Origin of the sequence: Curvivirga sp. (assembly GCF_965219885.1) — a bacterium.
In the GTDB taxonomy this organism is placed as follows: domain Bacteria; phylum Pseudomonadota; class Alphaproteobacteria; order UBA8366; family Aestuariispiraceae; genus Curvivirga.
Map to the genome: position 1 here is coordinate 257,277 of NZ_CBDCOT010000009.1, position 15,746 is coordinate 273,022.

General features: G+C 38.6%; 14 protein-coding genes. 8 read left to right on the forward strand and 6 right to left on the reverse strand.

All coding sequences use genetic code 11. The annotated features are described in order from the left end of the window. Together ACOQOA_RS06795 and ACOQOA_RS06800 are read left to right on the forward strand one after the other, a co-directional pair. Positions 1 to 474: a molybdenum cofactor biosynthesis protein MoaE gene (locus tag ACOQOA_RS06795; protein ID WP_420547889.1), complete on the forward strand. Its 474-nt coding sequence runs from the start codon at positions 1 to 3 to the stop codon at positions 472 to 474. A 96-nt stretch (positions 475 to 570) separates the two neighbouring features. Then, positions 571 to 1,086: a GNAT family N-acetyltransferase gene (locus tag ACOQOA_RS06800; RefSeq protein ID WP_420547890.1), complete on the forward strand. Its 516-nt coding sequence runs from the start codon at positions 571 to 573 to the stop codon at positions 1,084 to 1,086. A gap of 52 nt (positions 1,087 to 1,138) precedes the next feature. Here the strand turns inward: ACOQOA_RS06800 and ACOQOA_RS06805 are convergent, their stop codons facing one another. Further along, positions 1,139 to 1,990, reverse strand: coding sequence for a phytanoyl-CoA dioxygenase family protein (locus tag ACOQOA_RS06805; protein ID WP_420547891.1), 852 nt, complete (start codon positions 1,988 to 1,990; stop codon positions 1,139 to 1,141). 112 nt (positions 1,991 to 2,102) lie between these two features. Here ACOQOA_RS06805 and ACOQOA_RS06810 point away from each other — a divergent pair, with 112 nt between their 5' ends. Next, positions 2,103 to 2,981, forward strand: coding sequence for a LysR family transcriptional regulator (locus ACOQOA_RS06810; protein ID WP_420547892.1), 879 nt, complete (start codon positions 2,103 to 2,105; stop codon positions 2,979 to 2,981). Between the two features lie 59 nt (positions 2,982 to 3,040). On the opposite strand, the gene ACOQOA_RS06815 is transcribed toward ACOQOA_RS06810, so the two are convergent. Continuing rightward, the gene (locus ACOQOA_RS06815; RefSeq protein WP_420547893.1) at positions 3,041 to 4,327 is read right to left on the reverse strand and encodes a uracil-xanthine permease family protein; all 1,287 of its coding nucleotides are present in this window, start codon (positions 4,325 to 4,327) and stop codon (positions 3,041 to 3,043) included. A gap of 226 nt (positions 4,328 to 4,553) precedes the next feature. On the opposite strand from ACOQOA_RS06815, the gene ACOQOA_RS06820 reads away from it, so the two are divergent. From ACOQOA_RS06820 to ACOQOA_RS06840, 5 genes are read left to right on the forward strand one after another with little or no spacing between them, the layout of a single operon-like run. Next, positions 4,554 to 5,717: a DegT/DnrJ/EryC1/StrS family aminotransferase gene (locus tag ACOQOA_RS06820; protein ID WP_420547894.1), complete on the forward strand. Its 1,164-nt coding sequence runs from the start codon at positions 4,554 to 4,556 to the stop codon at positions 5,715 to 5,717. A 10-nt stretch (positions 5,718 to 5,727) separates the two neighbouring features. Next, entirely contained in the window at positions 5,728 to 6,678 is a 951-nt protein-coding gene (locus ACOQOA_RS06825) for an NAD-dependent epimerase/dehydratase family protein (protein ID WP_420547895.1), read from the forward strand. Positions 6,679 to 6,683: 5 nt separating this feature from the next. Further along, positions 6,684 to 9,560 carry a 6-hydroxymethylpterin diphosphokinase MptE-like protein gene (locus ACOQOA_RS06830; RefSeq protein ID WP_420547896.1) on the forward strand — a complete coding sequence of 959 codons (2,877 nt, stop codon included), beginning with the start codon at positions 6,684 to 6,686 and terminating at the stop codon, positions 9,558 to 9,560. Continuing rightward, on the forward strand, positions 9,550 to 10,980 hold the full coding sequence (locus tag ACOQOA_RS06835; RefSeq protein ID WP_420547897.1) for a hypothetical protein: 1,431 nt from the start codon (positions 9,550 to 9,552) through the stop codon (positions 10,978 to 10,980). The genes ACOQOA_RS06830 and ACOQOA_RS06835 overlap by 11 nt, the downstream gene beginning before the upstream one ends. 42 nt (positions 10,981 to 11,022) lie before the next feature. Next, positions 11,023 to 12,369 (forward strand): sulfotransferase domain-containing protein, encoded by a 1,347-nt coding sequence (locus ACOQOA_RS06840; RefSeq protein WP_420547898.1) that lies wholly within the window; start codon positions 11,023 to 11,025, stop codon positions 12,367 to 12,369. 218 nt (positions 12,370 to 12,587) lie between these two features. On the opposite strand, the gene ACOQOA_RS06845 is transcribed toward ACOQOA_RS06840, so the two are convergent. From ACOQOA_RS06845 to ACOQOA_RS06860, 4 genes are all read right to left on the reverse strand, one after another. Further along, positions 12,588 to 12,827, reverse strand: a complete 240-nt coding sequence (locus tag ACOQOA_RS06845) for an SPASM domain-containing protein (protein WP_420547899.1) — start codon at positions 12,825 to 12,827, stop codon at positions 12,588 to 12,590. Beyond that, positions 12,764 to 13,117 carry a hypothetical protein gene (locus ACOQOA_RS06850; protein WP_420550122.1) on the reverse strand — a complete coding sequence of 118 codons (354 nt, stop codon included), beginning with the start codon at positions 13,115 to 13,117 and terminating at the stop codon, positions 12,764 to 12,766. Before ACOQOA_RS06850 ends, ACOQOA_RS06845 begins: the two co-directional genes overlap by 64 nt. A 92-nt stretch (positions 13,118 to 13,209) precedes the next feature. Beyond that, the gene (locus ACOQOA_RS06855) at positions 13,210 to 13,557 is read right to left on the reverse strand and encodes a radical SAM protein (RefSeq protein WP_420547900.1); all 348 of its coding nucleotides are present in this window, start codon (positions 13,555 to 13,557) and stop codon (positions 13,210 to 13,212) included. Positions 13,558 to 13,776: 219 nt separating this feature from the next. Next, positions 13,777 to 15,741 (reverse strand): B12-binding domain-containing radical SAM protein, encoded by a 1,965-nt coding sequence (locus ACOQOA_RS06860; RefSeq protein ID WP_420547901.1) that lies wholly within the window; start codon positions 15,739 to 15,741, stop codon positions 13,777 to 13,779. Positions 15,742 to 15,746: the final 5 nt, after the last annotated feature.

The window sequence follows — 15,746 nt, forward strand, 5'->3', positions numbered from 1 at the left end:
ATGGCTGTTCGGGTGCAAGTAGACGATTTCGATCTGGGCATGGAACTCAAACAATTAACCGACGGCAATCATGCGATTGGTGGATTATGCAGTTTTGTAGGCTTGGTGCGCGACATGACCAAAACAGATGACGGTGCAATGACAAGATCAGCTGCTATGACGCTTGAACACTATCCCGGCATGACTGAAAAAATGCTGGAACGTATAGAAGCTGAGGCACATGAAAGATGGCCTTTGGAGAGCAGCCTGATTATCCATCGTTACGGACGTATGGATGCAGGAGAGCAAATTGTTTTGGTAGCGGCAAGTTCCGCCCATCGTGAAGCTGCATTTGAAGCCTGCCATTTTCTAATTGATTGGCTGAAAACCAAGGCCCCCTTCTGGAAAGTTGAAGAAGACGAAAGTGGCCATGAGAATTGGGTTGAAGCCCGAAATAGCGACGATCAGGCAACTGAACGTTGGAACAAAAACTAAGTATATTCCAAAATGCAAATATTTGTTATTAGTATGAGGAAGATCAATTCTTTGGGGGAAGAATTGCGGTACAAACCACAACTATAGGGTACAAGAATGAGATCAATGCACGTAGATTCAGTAAAGTTAGAGATTGTTGAAGCCGGACAACATGATGCGGATTTGGTATCGATCATGGTCTATCAACTTTTATCTGAAGTTAGTGAAACCAGCGGCACAAGGCTGCATGTTTCAGACGAAGAAATTTATAATACCTGTCATATGCTTTTTGAAGAAGAAGGCCATAAATTCACCGCCTTCCTTGCTTTTGCACAAACCGAAGACACTGGGATTCGAAAACCTGTTGGCGTTATGACCCTGACAGAAACGGTGGCACTTTATGCAAAAGGTCGATTTGGGCAAATTATGGAATTCTTTGTGGATCCGAATTTCCGATCTCGTCGTGTTGGTGTCAGGCTTTTACATGCAGCCATTGAACATGGCAAAGAGAAGGCATGGAGTTGTCTGGAAGTAAACGCGCCAGACATTATTGGCGGTCCACGCGCCATCTCTTTCTACAATCGTGAAGGCTTCACCAATTCAGGCCCCAGCATGAAGCTATGCTTACGATAATCCCTTAAACAAATAAAAATGGCAGCTTAAATAGCTGCCATTTTTAATTCTATTATATAATCTGGGGATATAAGTCCGTTCCCAGACGATCCCCATCCTTGAGCCCCATATTGGTCATGACTTCTGTATGATCCGGATCCATGCCCCATGGCTTGAAAGAAACCCTCACATCATCCCCACACCATTTAGTGTTAAAGACACGCAGGTCTTTTCCTTCATCCAATTGACCTGATCCACCATGGATACAGCGCGCATTAAAGAATAAACAATCCCCCGGCACCATATCAAAACTGACAGGTTTATATTTATCGGGTTCACCATCAATATCCGGCAAAGGTGGGAAACCAAATTCATCAAAGTTTGAATGGCTTACATCTTCTACATTGCCTTCGTTAAACTGTCCAAAATCAGCTTGGCTATAGACTTTCTCCCAACGATGGGAACCCGGCACGACAGATAAAGCACTTTTTGCTGCAACTGGTGTTAAGGGCATCCAGATGGAACAGGTATCAAATCCTTCCACGGACCAATAAGGCTCATCCTGATGCCAAGGCGTTCTGAACTGAACCCCTGCCTCACGACAAAAAACAGCATCAAAAAAGAAATTCACATGTTCGGATCCCATCATTTGACGAGCCAAATCTGCACAAGGGCTCTCAAAAACGAATTGCTTATATTCTGGTATCTCTTGCCAGGCCTGACTATCATAAAAGGTCCGGCGCCCCTCACTATCCCTATTCCAGTCACGCGCTCGATGGGTTGGCTTATTCATACTGTCATCAAGTCCCTTATTCAGGATCGCAATCCATTCTTGATCAAACACCTGTTTCAGTAAAGCAACCCCATCACGATCATATGTTGCGTGCTCTTCTTTTGTGATTTGTCGCAATGTTTTTTGAATCATCTTATAAATCTGCCTTCATCCGAATTAAGATTATCTTTTCATCTAGATTTTATATTTCCATATTTTATAATAGTTTCAATTCATCAATTTTTATTTGTTTTAAGATTTTCTTATGAATAGTTGGAAAAACATACCGCCCTTGAATAGTTTACGTGCCTTTTCTTTGGTTGCACAAACCAACAGCTTTCTTGAGGCTGGCAATCAACTAAATGTCACGCAAGCCGCCATCAGCCAACAAATTAAAATCTTGGAAGATTGGCTTTCTCTGACATTAATTAATCGAAATGGGCGTGGTGCGATTACCTTAACAGATGCAGGAAAGAAACTGGCGCATGACCTGCAACATGGATTTGATATTATCCAGAATTCCATACAGGATTTAATTCAAGAGGATCAGGGACGTCCTGTTCAAATAACGGCATCACCGGCCTTCACCTCAGAATGGCTCATGCCGCGCCTGTCTGATTTTCAAGCGAGATTTCCTGACATTACCCTCATGCTAAATCCCACAGCTGAATTTGTGGATTTGAAACATACGGGCATTGATCTCGCTATCCGTTACTATGACCATCGCATAAAGGCACAACATGGAGAATTTTTCATGCAGGCCGAAACTGTGCTTGTAGGTAAAACAGATTTATTTGACCAACTTGATTCAAACAATCCAGCGTCTATGCAGCATCTTCCATGGTTAGAGGAGTTAGGGACAAAGAATGTGCAAGATTGGTTCCAGCGCCATAATGTGACACCGACCGAACCGTTATCAATTACCCAAATGCCGGGCAGTTTAATCATACAATCTTTACGTCGAGGGGAAGGCATCACTCAAACTGTGAGAGATTTCATTTCCGAAGATCTTCAATCAGGCGATTTAACCGCCCTTTTCCCAGAACCGAAACTTGGCTGCTTTCGAATTCTAACTGGCATAGAAACACCGCGTCCTTCCGTCAAAGCCTTCAAAGACTGGCTTTTAGAATTAAGGCCAGCGTAAAAATAAAACCCCGACCAAGTTTGATCGGGGTTCTACACCGTTCAGGTAAGACGAAAAACTTAGGCTTCACCTTCACCTTTTTCGATCTGGATTTTAGCTGGCAAGATGATATTCAAAAGAATACCAACGATACCAGCGAGCCCGATGCCACCGAGGGCAAATCCACCAACAGATACTTCAAGACCACCAATACCAAGAACGAGGATCATGGAAATAATGATCATGTTACGTGGCGTCATGATATCATCCTTGGATTTCACCAAAGTGTTCAAACCAACCACGGTAATCATACCGAATAGCAAAACCAATATACCGCCCATCACTGGTGTCGGAATAGTTTGTAAAATGGCGCCCAATTTTCCAACAAATGACAAAGCAATCGCCCAAACCGCGGCCCATGTCATGATAGCAGGGTTAAATGCACGTGTTAAAGCAACCGCCCCTGTTACTTCTGAATATGTTGTATTTGGTGGACCACCTAAAAAGCTTGCAGCAGAAGTCGCAAGACCATCGCCAAGCATGGTGTTTTGAATACCCGGCTTCTTCAAATAGTCTTTACCTGTCACACTGCGGATTGCAAGAATATCACCGAAATGCTCAATGGCAGGTGCCAAAGCTACAGGAAGAATAAATAGGACTGCCTGCCAATTCCATTCAGGTAATGTGAAATCTGGAATTGTAAACCAGGATGCATTTCCAACAGCAGCAAAATCAACGATTGGATTACCTGTAAACGTACCAAGAAGGATGGATGTTACATATCCGACAATGACACCTAAAAGGATCGGTACAATACGGATCAAACCGCGTCCCATAATTGCTGCAATCAAAGTTGTACCAAGGGATGCCCCAGCAATGATCAACGCATCACTTTGTGCAACTAAAACAGCTGCACCATCACCGGTTTTACCTAGCGCTAAATTCACACCAACAGGTGCCAAGATTAAACCAATCACCATAATGACTGGGCCTGTTACCACAGGCGGCAAATATTTGGTCAGGATTTCACTGCCCTTAATACGGATTACAAAACTGATCACCACATAAAGCAAACCTGCAGCTGCCAAACCCGATAATGTTGCCGGAATACCCCATGTTTGCACGCCGTAAATAATCGGCGCAATAAAGGCAAAGGAAGAGGCCAGGAAAACTGGCACTTGACCACGTGTACAGATCTGGAAGATCAATGTACCAAGACCTGCGGTAAACAAAGCTACATTTGGATCAAGGCCAGTTAACAATGGCACCAATACCAATGCGCCAAAGGCCACAAACATCATTTGGCCGCCAATAAACCACTGTCCCGGGCGGAATGAATAGTCCGTATTGGAAATATCACTTTTCATAAATTAGTCCCTCAAACTAGAAAAATTCCCTATTTGCGGCGCATAAGCACATGATTCTTAAGGAATTAAAAGATCGCCAACCAAAACATTGCTCAAAAAAATACCTCTTTCAATCTAGATGATCCATTCAAAATATAAATATAATCTCAGCAAACGAGTTATTGATAACCTTAACGAACAAAACTATCATCAGGACGAATGCCATTATTCTTAAAAAGGATCACTTATGCATTACGAACTTACTTCTTCCAGTTGGGGTCCAGAAGAAAAAGAAGCCCTTCTTAAAGTTGTGGAAGGTGGTTATTTCACAATGGGAGAACTTGTTGCAACTTTCGAGGATCAGTTTGCTGCATATCACGGTAAAAAATATGGTATAATGGTGAATTCTGGGTCATCTGCCAATTTAGCTGCAACAGCTGCGCTTTTTTATAAAAAAGATAATCCTTTGAAACGCGGAGATGAGGTTATCGTTCCTGCAATTTCCTGGAGCACCATGTACCACCCTCTCCAACAATATGGCTTGAAACTCAAATTTGTTGATGTTGAATTAGACAGTCTGAACGTTGATATTGATGCCTTAGAAGCTGCTATTACCCCACAAACAAAGATGATCGTTGCTGTCAGCATTTTAGGGAATCCGGCTGCGCTAGATAGAATGCGTGATTTAGCAGACAAGCACGGCTTATATTTCCTAGAGGATAATTGCGAGTCAATGGACGCAGAACTCAATGGTAAAAAAGCAGGTTCTTTTGGTGATTTATGCACGTCTAGTTTTTTCTATTCTCATCACATTTCCACCATGGAAGGTGGCATGGTCATTACAGATGATTATGAACTTATGCAGCTCTGTCGGGCAATTCGTGCCCATGGTTGGAATCGTGACCTTCCCTCAGATAGTGACTTATACGAAAAAAGTTCCAATGACTTGTTTGAAGCATATCGTTTCATCGTACCTGGATATAACTTACGATCTGGCGAGATCAATGCAGCTATCGGTCTTGAACAGTTAAAAAAATTGCCTAATCTAACAGCAATACGACGAAAAAACTGGCTACATTTCAAATCCAAGTTCGAAGATGATGATCGTTTTATTATTCAGAAAGAGAATGGTAAAAGTTCAGCCTTTTGTTTCCCAATGATTATCAATCCATCAACTAATATTGATAGAATGAAAATCTTTGCAACTTTAAAGGATGCTGATATCGGTCATCGAATTATTACAGGCGGCTGTTTCACACGTCATGATGTCATTAAATATTATGATTATGAAATTGTAGGTGATCTCCCAAACGCAAATTTAGCACATGACTATGGTTTTTTTGTTGGTAATCATCCAAGAGATATCGCGAAAGAGATTAACTATTTGCACGCCACCCTAGCAGGCATTTAAAGGAAAAAGTATGTCTATCAATCATCAATATACCATTTTAATTACAGGTGGTGCAGGTTATCTAGGATCGGTTATGACCGAGTATTTCCTGAATGCTGGACATAAGGTGATTATCTTAGATAATTTTATGTTTGGTCAGGCTAGCTTGAACATGTACTGTACCAATCCTAACTTCAATGTCGTACATGGTGATTCTCGTAATCAAGAAACACTTAAACCGATCCTGAAAAAGGCTGATATTATAATTCCTCTTGCTGGGTTAGTTGGCGCACCTTTATGTAGTCGCGATAAAATTGGAACTGTGTCCGTCAATCAAGATGCTATTGATTTACTTGTTAAAAACTTAGCCCCATCTCAAAAGATATTAATTCCAATTTCTAACAGTGGATATGGCATTGGCGAAAAAGGTAAATTTTGTACGGAAGAAAGCCCTTTAAATCCTGTCTCACTTTATGGAGTAACTAAGGTAGAAGCCGAAAAAATTGCGATGACCCACGGGAATACAATAAGTTTCAGATTAGCTACAGTTTTTGGTATGTCGCCAAGAATGCGCCTAGACCTCTTGGTTAACGATTTTGTATATCGTGCGGTGAAAGATAGAGCTATTGTCTTATTTGAGGCACATTTCAAACGCAATTATATTCACGTACGAGATGTTGCACGGGCCTTCATGCATGGTTTAGATAATTTTGATAATATGAGAAACGAAATTTACAATGTCGGATTATCTACCGCTAATCTTTCAAAGAAAGAATTATGTGAAGAAATAGAAAAGCAAATCCCCTCTTTTACCTTTATAGAAGCTGAAATTGGAGAAGATCCAGATAAAAGAGATTATATTGTCTCCAATGACAAAATCGAAGCCACTGGGTTTATGCCAAACTATTCACTCCAAGATGGAATAGCCGAGCTTATTAAGGGGTATACGATGATTAACAACTCACGTTATAGCAATGTGTAGCTAGCATGCATAATGAACCGAAAATTTTATTCGATAAAAATTTATCTATACTCAAAGATTTTATTCCGGAGAACCTTTACAATCTATTTAAAGAAACTGGCCCGAATATAACTGGCGTTGTTGGCTCCCTCTCCGACGGAAATATTAATCTTCTGAATGATCAGGCTCAACCACTCTATTTTCCAAATGCCATTGCGCATATAGACAAAGAACTATCATCTTACATTCAAAACCCTAAGCCTATAAGCTTCAGTGACGACATTAATATTGATAGCGAAATTACTGACTATGCAAAATTTCTCGCCTCAGAGATTCAAAGCTCATCACGCTACAAATACGAAAAACATAACGCAACATTTGAACAAAATGGATTTTTAATCTGTTTTGGCTGTGGCCTAGGCTTGCATCTTCCATTTTTGGCACAAAAACTAAATGTTGAAACCATCATCTTAGTCGAAGAGAATCTAAGATATATCCTTAACAGCCTCTCTATTTTTGATTGGACTCCTTTCCTTCAATTCTTAAAAATAAAACAGCGCAACTTACATCTCATTATCGATGATAGAGAACTAGAAACCTCGTACACGATTCAATATTTCTTAAAAGATAAAGGCGTCGAACTTATTGAAGGAAGTTATTATTTTTCACATTATGGTTCTAATTTTTTTAAAAATGTTCAAAGAAGACTAGAGATCGGGCATGACAATTTAATTAGTTATAATGGCTGGGTTGAAGATGAGATGATCCATCTGAGTAATCATATACAAAACATGCATTTGTACGATTACTATTTAATTGAGCAAGATAATCCTCTGAAACAAGACTCACCTTTAAAAGATTTACCTGCTATTGTTGTCGGCAGTGGGCAGTCTTTAGATGATGCTATATCATATATTAAAAATAACAGAGCTAATCTGGTAATTTATTCCTGTGGTAGTGCTTTAAAACCATTATTAGCGGCAGGAATTCATCCCGACTTTCATTGTGAGCTGGAAAATGTTTCTGTTGTCGCAGATATTTTTGAAAGTTTATCTAAACAATACGACTTGTCAGCAATTCGATTAATAGCTTCCACAACAATTAACCCTGATGCCGCTGCCTATTTTGATACTAAATATTTCTTCTTAAGAGAAGGAACTGGCATTCCTAAAGCAATTGCACAAAACAGGCAGCAAATGAACTTTGTTGCACCTTCAGGCACTAATACAGCAATTAGAATCGCTGATATTTTAGGTCATGATGAAATTTATCTCGTTGGAGTCGATTATGGTATAATAAATCAGCATCAGAAATATGCTAAAGATGTTATCTATAACGATTTCGAAAAAATAAACAATAAACGACAATCAAAAGGACTTGCTCCCATCCCTAATGGAGGGGCTGCAGCAGGTATTAGCAATAGAACTTTACCAGGAAATCTTGGTGGTACTGTTAAAACAAACAGTACTCTTCTATATATGAAAAGTCGCCTTGAAATTACTGTACAGAACTTAGATGCAACTGTTTACAATTGTGGCCATGGAGCATTAATTGAGAATGTACTCCCAGTCGAAAATGAAATTATCAGCCAATTTCGTGCTTCTACAAAAGAAACGCTATCCCAACAATTAGATATTCCAATTTTTCGACGTGGAGAATTATTAAATCTGAAACTCCTCGAAGAAATTCAGCTTACCTATGAAACAATTTTGGATAATTTCCATGCAAAAATCCAAGATCTTTGTACTCCCACAAATCAACACATTACGATCCAGAGAATACGTACTATATTTCAAGATATCTTAATATTCGATACAGAATCTCAGCAAAAGTCTGATTTACCATCAGCTATTAGGTCAACGTTAACAGGTTCTTACTTACGTATCTTCCATGCAATTAGATATTATGGGAGCCGTTTAAATAATGTAGATCAAAGCTCATTTTATCTAGACGCACTCCAAAAAATAATAGCATTTTCGCCACTTATCAAAGCAAGAACATGTCATCTAATCGAGGGATATCGCACACAATTAAAACGGAGCTTAGAAAAACGCTCTACACAAACTGACATTACAATCCCATTAAACAAGCCTATATCTCTTTTAGACTACTACTTGGCTGATCACGAAAAAACAGCGATCTTATGGAAAACTTCCTTTTCTGATAGTGATAATGAAAAAGTTTATACAGCTATCGGTATGGCACGCTATACACGACAAAATTTCTATAGTTCTGATTTAATTAATCTGGTGCTTCATACTCATAAAAATAGCCCGTATGATCATAATAGTTTCCTTCGTATACTTGCTTACATACAACAGGACCCCAACATCCACAAAATGGAACCCTATCTAGTTTCTTTTATGGATAATTTAGATTCAAAAACACCATTCATTGATAATATGGTTAAACTTGCTATAGCGGCAAACATGCTTCATGGCGGGAAAATTAATAAAGCTAAAAGCAAGTTCGAATTAGCCTTACAGTATTTTCCGTCAACAGCCCATGCAGATGGTTGGCGGGCAACTCATATGCTTATTTCTGGAAAATTAAATGAGGCAGGCAAACTATACGAAGAATGGGAATCCCAACAACAGCACAGTTTGCATAACTCTTTTCATGGCTTATACCATTATATTAGTGGGAATATAGAAGCTGCTTTTGAGAAATGGTCACAAAGTCTACCTACCGATCATCAAGGAGGGACTGGTGCATCACATTTCTTCGCTATCAGTGTCGCCAATGAACTAAAAATGTATGAAAAAGAAAAAGAACTACTTGTTAGTGCAGAAAATAAAAGCCTAATGAAATGGCAAAAACGTGCTACAGCTCTTTTTCACACTGTTGTAGATATTTATCGGAAGTATGAAGCAAACGAAGTTAACGATCACAATGACGTATGATAAAAAAGATACAATCGAATCAGAACTTATTTATGAAGCTGATTTAGAAAGACTGATATCAAAAATACAAAAACTCCATAGTCAATCTGCTTCAATCTGCGTTTTTCTCGGAGAGGACATAGATTGTCCTGATAACATTATCAAACTAAGTACCGACCAATTAGCAGAAATAACTGAAAACCGAGCTAAATACTTCTTCATCTTATCTAAAAATACAGAGACTATTCAAAAAGCATCTCATTTTCTTGGTAAAAAAAACAATATAAAAGTGTTTATATTATCTGATGAGGCACATCAAAAAGAACCAGTCTTTCTTATCAGTCCACCTAAAGCAGGAAGCCATCTACTCATTTCTCTTATGACCGCATTTGGCTATTTACATGGTGGAGCATTACCAACCACGCCCAAGTATGGCAAATGGTATAATTTAGAACATGATAGTATCCATACTTTAGCATCCGAGTTCTTTTACAATAGAAACATTCAAGGTTATTCATATGGCGGCAGATTGAGCGCCTTTAACAACTGTTTAGGCGTTGTGATGTATCGTCACCCAAGAGATATACTGAAATCGAGATTGAGTTATTATTTTGATCCTGAACGCTCAATTATGGGACGTTTTATGGAACAGGAAAGCCGAATAAAAAAATTAGAAGCTTTATTAGATCCGAATAGTATTTTTGGTGATATGGGCCAAGAACTCGCCGATTTTGTTAACTGGATTCATTTTCCTAATATCATACCTGTGTCATTCGAAGAATTTAGTCCTATCAAACATTCGAAACACTATCATCTAGATCTTATTTGGGAATTACAACTTGCCTTGTGTGTCCCAGGAAAACCTTCCGAATACTTTCGTCAGGCATATGGTAAATCTGACACCTTCAATGATGGCGCGATCTTCCCAGATGATGCGGATATTCAACAGGTATTACCTGAATTATACGAGAAATGCCGTTATTATATGTCCAATCTCGGCTATAATGATAGTAGCCCCTATAGCGATGTTATTCCAAATTCTCGCTTAAAAAGAACCTCCATCCACGATTACAGGCCAAAAGATACCAGTATACAGATAGAAGCTCTCTTTGAGCATAATATCCTATATAGAAACAAAAGATACTATGCTTTGAAATATGGACATCCCAACGAAACTTTTATTGATGAGCATCAAAAAGATCCCCAAAAATACTTTCAATCAGACAGATTAGAAGAGACAAAGTTGTTTCTTCAAATAAATGAAGTAACAAAACGCACTGGACTTCTAGATCAAAACATCCAACTATCCTCTTTGATTAGTATATTGTCTGACGATCCTTGTGAAATTCAGATAATTGATGATAGCGGTGAAACTTACGAATTTGAAGTCACTTCCACATCTCCTATGGTACTCCGAATCCGTAAAAAAAATCGTCTTTAATACTCAACCAATCAAACTCCTTTTTTTGTCCAGAGGTAATTGATGCCCAATTCTAAATTTGCTCCACTCGTTGTCGGCCTCCCAAGAAGTGGCTTCTCTTTACTAGCCTCTGTAATTATTCATTTTTTTAAAAGAATGCCGAATAACAAGTTTGATGAGAGATGCAAGGTTTACAGGATTTTCTGTGATACATTTGGGCAGCAATTTTCAGAAGACATAATCAAAACGATCAAACTACATTCACCAGATACTACTGTTTTATTTAACGATAACTTTCGTAAAATGGCAGGAGGACCAATTTGGAACCAAGATGAAAAAGGAAAAAAAGCTTATTTTAGAAAATATATCGGGCTTGGTGATAAAGGTGATTTCACTCTAATTACATCTTACCCTCTAGAAGTTCTGGACCAATATGAAATCGTCCATTCACATGGCCCTTATAAAAGTTGGCTTAACATTCCTGAATTTGCTGATTATCAACGTTTCGCATCTATTCGTAATCCTGCAGGAATAATTAATTCTGCCTGCCACTCTCTAAATGCACTTGCAAGTGAGTATATACAATTACTTGCTCCAAACATAAATGCAGAGCAAGCTAGAGTAGACTTGGCATATTACAAACTAAGCGATTTAAAATTTTTTGACGCACTAGCAATGCCTTTGAAAGAGGGCTTAGAAGAGTTGATGAAATATGCAGATCAATATCACATTGTGGCTTGGGAGGATGTAGTCACAAATCCAAAAGAAACAATATACAAGCTTGCTGAAGAAATAGGTTTCCCACTATCTCAAGAAACATGTGATCAAATCTGGAGTCAAATTGGGTTTAGAAATCTAACAGGTGCACATAAACACAATTATAGAGTTGGTAAGGCTTATGTCGGAGATGAAAACGAAAGCTTAACAAATGAGCATATTCAACTACTAAAGGATGCAGGCTTTGATAAATATTCCAATTTCTTTGGTTATGGGGATCTCCAGTATCTAGATCCGTCGAAATATACTAACTTTCAAAAAGAAGTTAGTGAGGCGATTCAAGCCGGTAAAATAATTGACCCTTTAAAAGATCGTGTCTTGTTTGATTGTGCATTTAACAAAAGCAATATCGATTTTTCAGGATTTGGATTTAGAACTTATGAATGGCGGGACTTCACACGAATTGAACGCTCCAATATAAAAGATCCCACTATCGAGTTAGCAGTATCGGAGAGTGCAGAGATAATTGTGAAAGTTCTTGGTCACTTATTTACAAGCCTCTCCAATGTTATCCATAAGAAAACATCCTTTAATAACTTCTCATCGGATGTAAAAAATGTTGCAGAATACTTCCCTGATGTAGATATCAATACATCGCTTAATAAAATCGAAGCAATATTAAGTCATCACTGAGTCTCATCATAACTTCATGGGTTTATATGTTGTAATAAACTAAAATGACTGGACGATTTTAAAATCCCATACTGTTGATAATTTCCAAATCTAATCACCTTTTCGAGGTCTACATTACTAGCTAAAATCTTTCGTGCGAGAGGGATTGGTAGAGCAATATAATTTCCAAACCATGCATATAATATATGCGTTTCTGTCATGCCGATTTGTGTCGGAATTTATTGTGACAAATTTGAACCGGGTTCAAACGCACTATTGTTAGTATCAATCGCCTTATCTCCTGCGACACAGAATTTGAAATGACACGTATCGCAGTTCTCCGGATTAAGAAACAGACCTTCACGCACAGTCATTGCTGTCACATTATTCCATACATCCTTAATCGATTTATCTTTTATTTCACCGATCTTAAATGCGTTGCAAATCGATAAATCAAGATTAGCATTAATCTTAACCATTTATACGGAGCCGCGCATGTTAATGGGAAAGGAGAACTCGGATCACATGCATTCCTATAAAAATTTGTAGCAAACAGCACATTTTTCTTCGCATGTTGAAGAGCAGCAGTTACATAATTGTCATATTTATGCTTCAATTTCACATGTTCAAAAAAACTACTAGAAATCGCAATGTCAGGCTTCTTTTCCATCATATAGTCTAGCAAATCTGAGAATGCCTCGATAACTTCATCATCAACTTCCGAGAGACATTCAGGCTCAAGTTCGGAACTACTCCATCTTAGAGCCATAGGAATGAAGCCTATAGACTTAAAACCTAAACTATCCCAATATTTTACACACTCTATCATCTCATGAAGGTTACGTTTCATAATCACACAATTTATAGTAAATTGTGTAGAAGTATTTTTAGAGCATTTCGGAATTTCGATATTTTCTCGAGTGTCGCCTTCCAATTTGCCCGAACTCTTATCCATTCATATGTTTCTTCACGAATACCATCGAAAGAAATGCCCACTCTTTCGATGGGAACACTTGCTAGGGCTTCAATATTCTCATCAGTGAACAACGTCCCATTCGTAATAAATTGAATTGGATAACCTTTTTCACCTAAGGTTGTGACTAATTTCGTAAAACCTTTATGGGCCATTGGCTCAAACGCTGCGCCGATGATAATCTTTGTTGTAGAGGGCAGTTCTAATATTCTTTCTAAAAGAATATCGATGTCCACTTTAACTTTAGATAGAGGCTTAATTTAGGTTACATGACACATCCGGCAACGTAAATTACATGTATCTATCGGCTCTATAAAGACAACATCTGGATCAGATGCAGCCACAGCATGTTTTCCCTCTGGATACAAATCCGTCATTATCTTAAAATCTTTCAAATATTTTGTAATTCAATCCTGATGATATCATTATAAGCAACGCTCACATAGATATCTATTCTAGTTAGTATCTAAACATCCGTTTAAGGGTGCGTATATTCGTTCATCGCTAACGCCCCATTCTTTAAGTTCTTCATATATCTTCTCGGTATCACGATGAGGCATGATAACAACTTTAGCTTTTGGAAAGGTATAAAATATCTCCTGATTGAAATGTTTAATAGGCCAATCAAACATCTTCATTCCTCTCAATGCCGGGCGGTTTTGCAATAAGGCATTTATATTCAAATCAAAGAAATTCATGCCAAGAGCGGCGATACAATCAATCGTACTAAATGCTAGAACAGGTGCTACAAAAACTGTCTGATCGGTTTCTGCTATTTCATTAACCTTTTGAATATATTTCTCAAAAGCATCCGCAAACACACTAAATGAAACAAATGAAACCAACACTCGCTTAGAACAGTGAGAACAAATCTGGCGCGTAGGTTCCAGCAATTTAAGTTGATCTGCCCAGTTTTCTTCAGATGGCATCACACGTGGTAAGATATATTCGCACGTCTCCCCACAATGAGGGCATTCACCTTGTACCTGATGAAGTGTTTTATTATCAAAATAGGGATGCGTGAAACCTGCTTTATCAGCGATGCCGAATTTGAGATTCTTAAGGTGCTTCAAACCATATAATTGAGTTTGAACATGCTGATCCACTGCTGAAAAGATATCCTCATCTTTCATCTTCGTCATATTATATTGTGGACGTGTATGGATCGTTTCATAATAATTACTGCGATCCCCTATTAACCCCTTACGAACCGTATGGTCAAAAATGGGGCTTCCAGGATAAGGTGTTACGTAGTCACAGTGGATAATATGATCCTTACAGTGTTTTTCATAAAAATCTATTGTATTCTCTATAGAGCTTTGTGTCTCAGCAGGGTCGCCAAAAATAAAGTTCCCCTGGACACCTACACCTGCTTGCTCCGTAATCTCGATTGCATGCTGTATTTCTTTAACCGTTACTTTCTTCTGCATGCTATCTAGTACATTGTCATCCGCACTTTCGAAGCCATATCCAATATAAACGCATCCAGCATCTTTCATATCACGTAGTAAATCTGGCGTCACATCACAAACACGCATAGAAGCGTTCCAATGAATACCAAGCTTCGTCTCCCGCATTAAATCACAAAACTCACGGATACGGTCTTCCTTCACAGAAAACAAATCATCATAAATCTTTAGAATATTAATATCGTATTTATCGTGAAAATGAGTAACCTCATCGACAACAGAACGCATGGTACGACCGCGATATTTACGTCGAGACCCTTCTACAGTTGAATATTGGCAGAATGTACATTTATAAGGACAAGATCGACCTGAACTGATAGGTAACATGCGAGGGCGTGTTTCCTTCAGTACTTTGAAATATTGATCCGTTTGATTGGACATTTCAAAATATGTATTGATATCCAATACATCATAATCCGGTAATGCAAGATCATCTAACTTTTTCACAGCAGGACGCAATTTATTATAGATCGCTCGGCCATCTTTCCAATAGGCAAGATTGTCAATATCATGAACTGCTTGATGAGTTTCTAGCGCACTAACGAGATCAAGGATCGGATCTTCACCTTCATCCATGATCGCAAAGTCTGGTCTTAACATCTCAAAAGCAACCCGGTCATTGGTCATAATGCTGCCACCACATACTATAGGCACATGAGATGCATGTTGACGACTTAGTTGAATAGCATCACGTAAAAATAAATATTCTGCTGCCATTGCCCCAACAGCAATTAATTCAGGCTGATAAGTGTTTATTGCGTTTTTTATAGCTTCCTCCAGAACAACGTAAGCGGGCCGACCTGACATGTCATAGTTCGTCGTAACCCCAAAAACCGAATGCCCCGCTGCTTTTAAGGCTCCTGCAATATAAGCGGGCCCTTGTGGAAGCATATCAAGGTTAGGAGGCGGAGCCGGATAATTAGTCTGGGGTATTATTAATGCTATTCTCATTATTT

Excerpts from the sequence above, each read along its gene's own strand:
- ACOQOA_RS06795 (WP_420547889.1), top strand. The coding sequence starts at position 1 with ATGGCTGTTCGGGTGCAAGTAGACGATTTCGATCTGGGCATGGAACTC.
- ACOQOA_RS06800 (WP_420547890.1), top strand. The coding sequence starts at position 571 with ATGAGATCAATGCACGTAGATTCAGTAAAGTTAGAGATTGTTGAAGCC.
- ACOQOA_RS06805 (WP_420547891.1), bottom strand. The coding sequence starts at position 1,990 with ATGATTCAAAAAACATTGCGACAAATCACAAAAGAAGAGCACGCAACA.
- ACOQOA_RS06810 (WP_420547892.1), top strand. The coding sequence starts at position 2,103 with ATGAATAGTTGGAAAAACATACCGCCCTTGAATAGTTTACGTGCCTTT.
- ACOQOA_RS06815 (WP_420547893.1), bottom strand. The coding sequence starts at position 4,327 with ATGAAAAGTGATATTTCCAATACGGACTATTCATTCCGCCCGGGACAG.
- ACOQOA_RS06820 (WP_420547894.1), top strand. The coding sequence starts at position 4,554 with ATGCATTACGAACTTACTTCTTCCAGTTGGGGTCCAGAAGAAAAAGAA.
- ACOQOA_RS06825 (WP_420547895.1), top strand. The coding sequence starts at position 5,728 with ATGTCTATCAATCATCAATATACCATTTTAATTACAGGTGGTGCAGGT.
- ACOQOA_RS06830 (WP_420547896.1), top strand. The coding sequence starts at position 6,684 with ATGCATAATGAACCGAAAATTTTATTCGATAAAAATTTATCTATACTC.
- ACOQOA_RS06835 (WP_420547897.1), top strand. The coding sequence starts at position 9,550 with ATGACGTATGATAAAAAAGATACAATCGAATCAGAACTTATTTATGAA.
- ACOQOA_RS06840 (WP_420547898.1), top strand. The coding sequence starts at position 11,023 with ATGCCCAATTCTAAATTTGCTCCACTCGTTGTCGGCCTCCCAAGAAGT.
- ACOQOA_RS06845 (WP_420547899.1), bottom strand. The coding sequence starts at position 12,827 with ATGGTTAAGATTAATGCTAATCTTGATTTATCGATTTGCAACGCATTT.
- ACOQOA_RS06850 (WP_420550122.1), bottom strand. The coding sequence starts at position 13,117 with ATGGCTCTAAGATGGAGTAGTTCCGAACTTGAGCCTGAATGTCTCTCG.
- ACOQOA_RS06860 (WP_420547901.1), bottom strand. The coding sequence starts at position 15,741 with ATGAGAATAGCATTAATAATACCCCAGACTAATTATCCGGCTCCGCCT.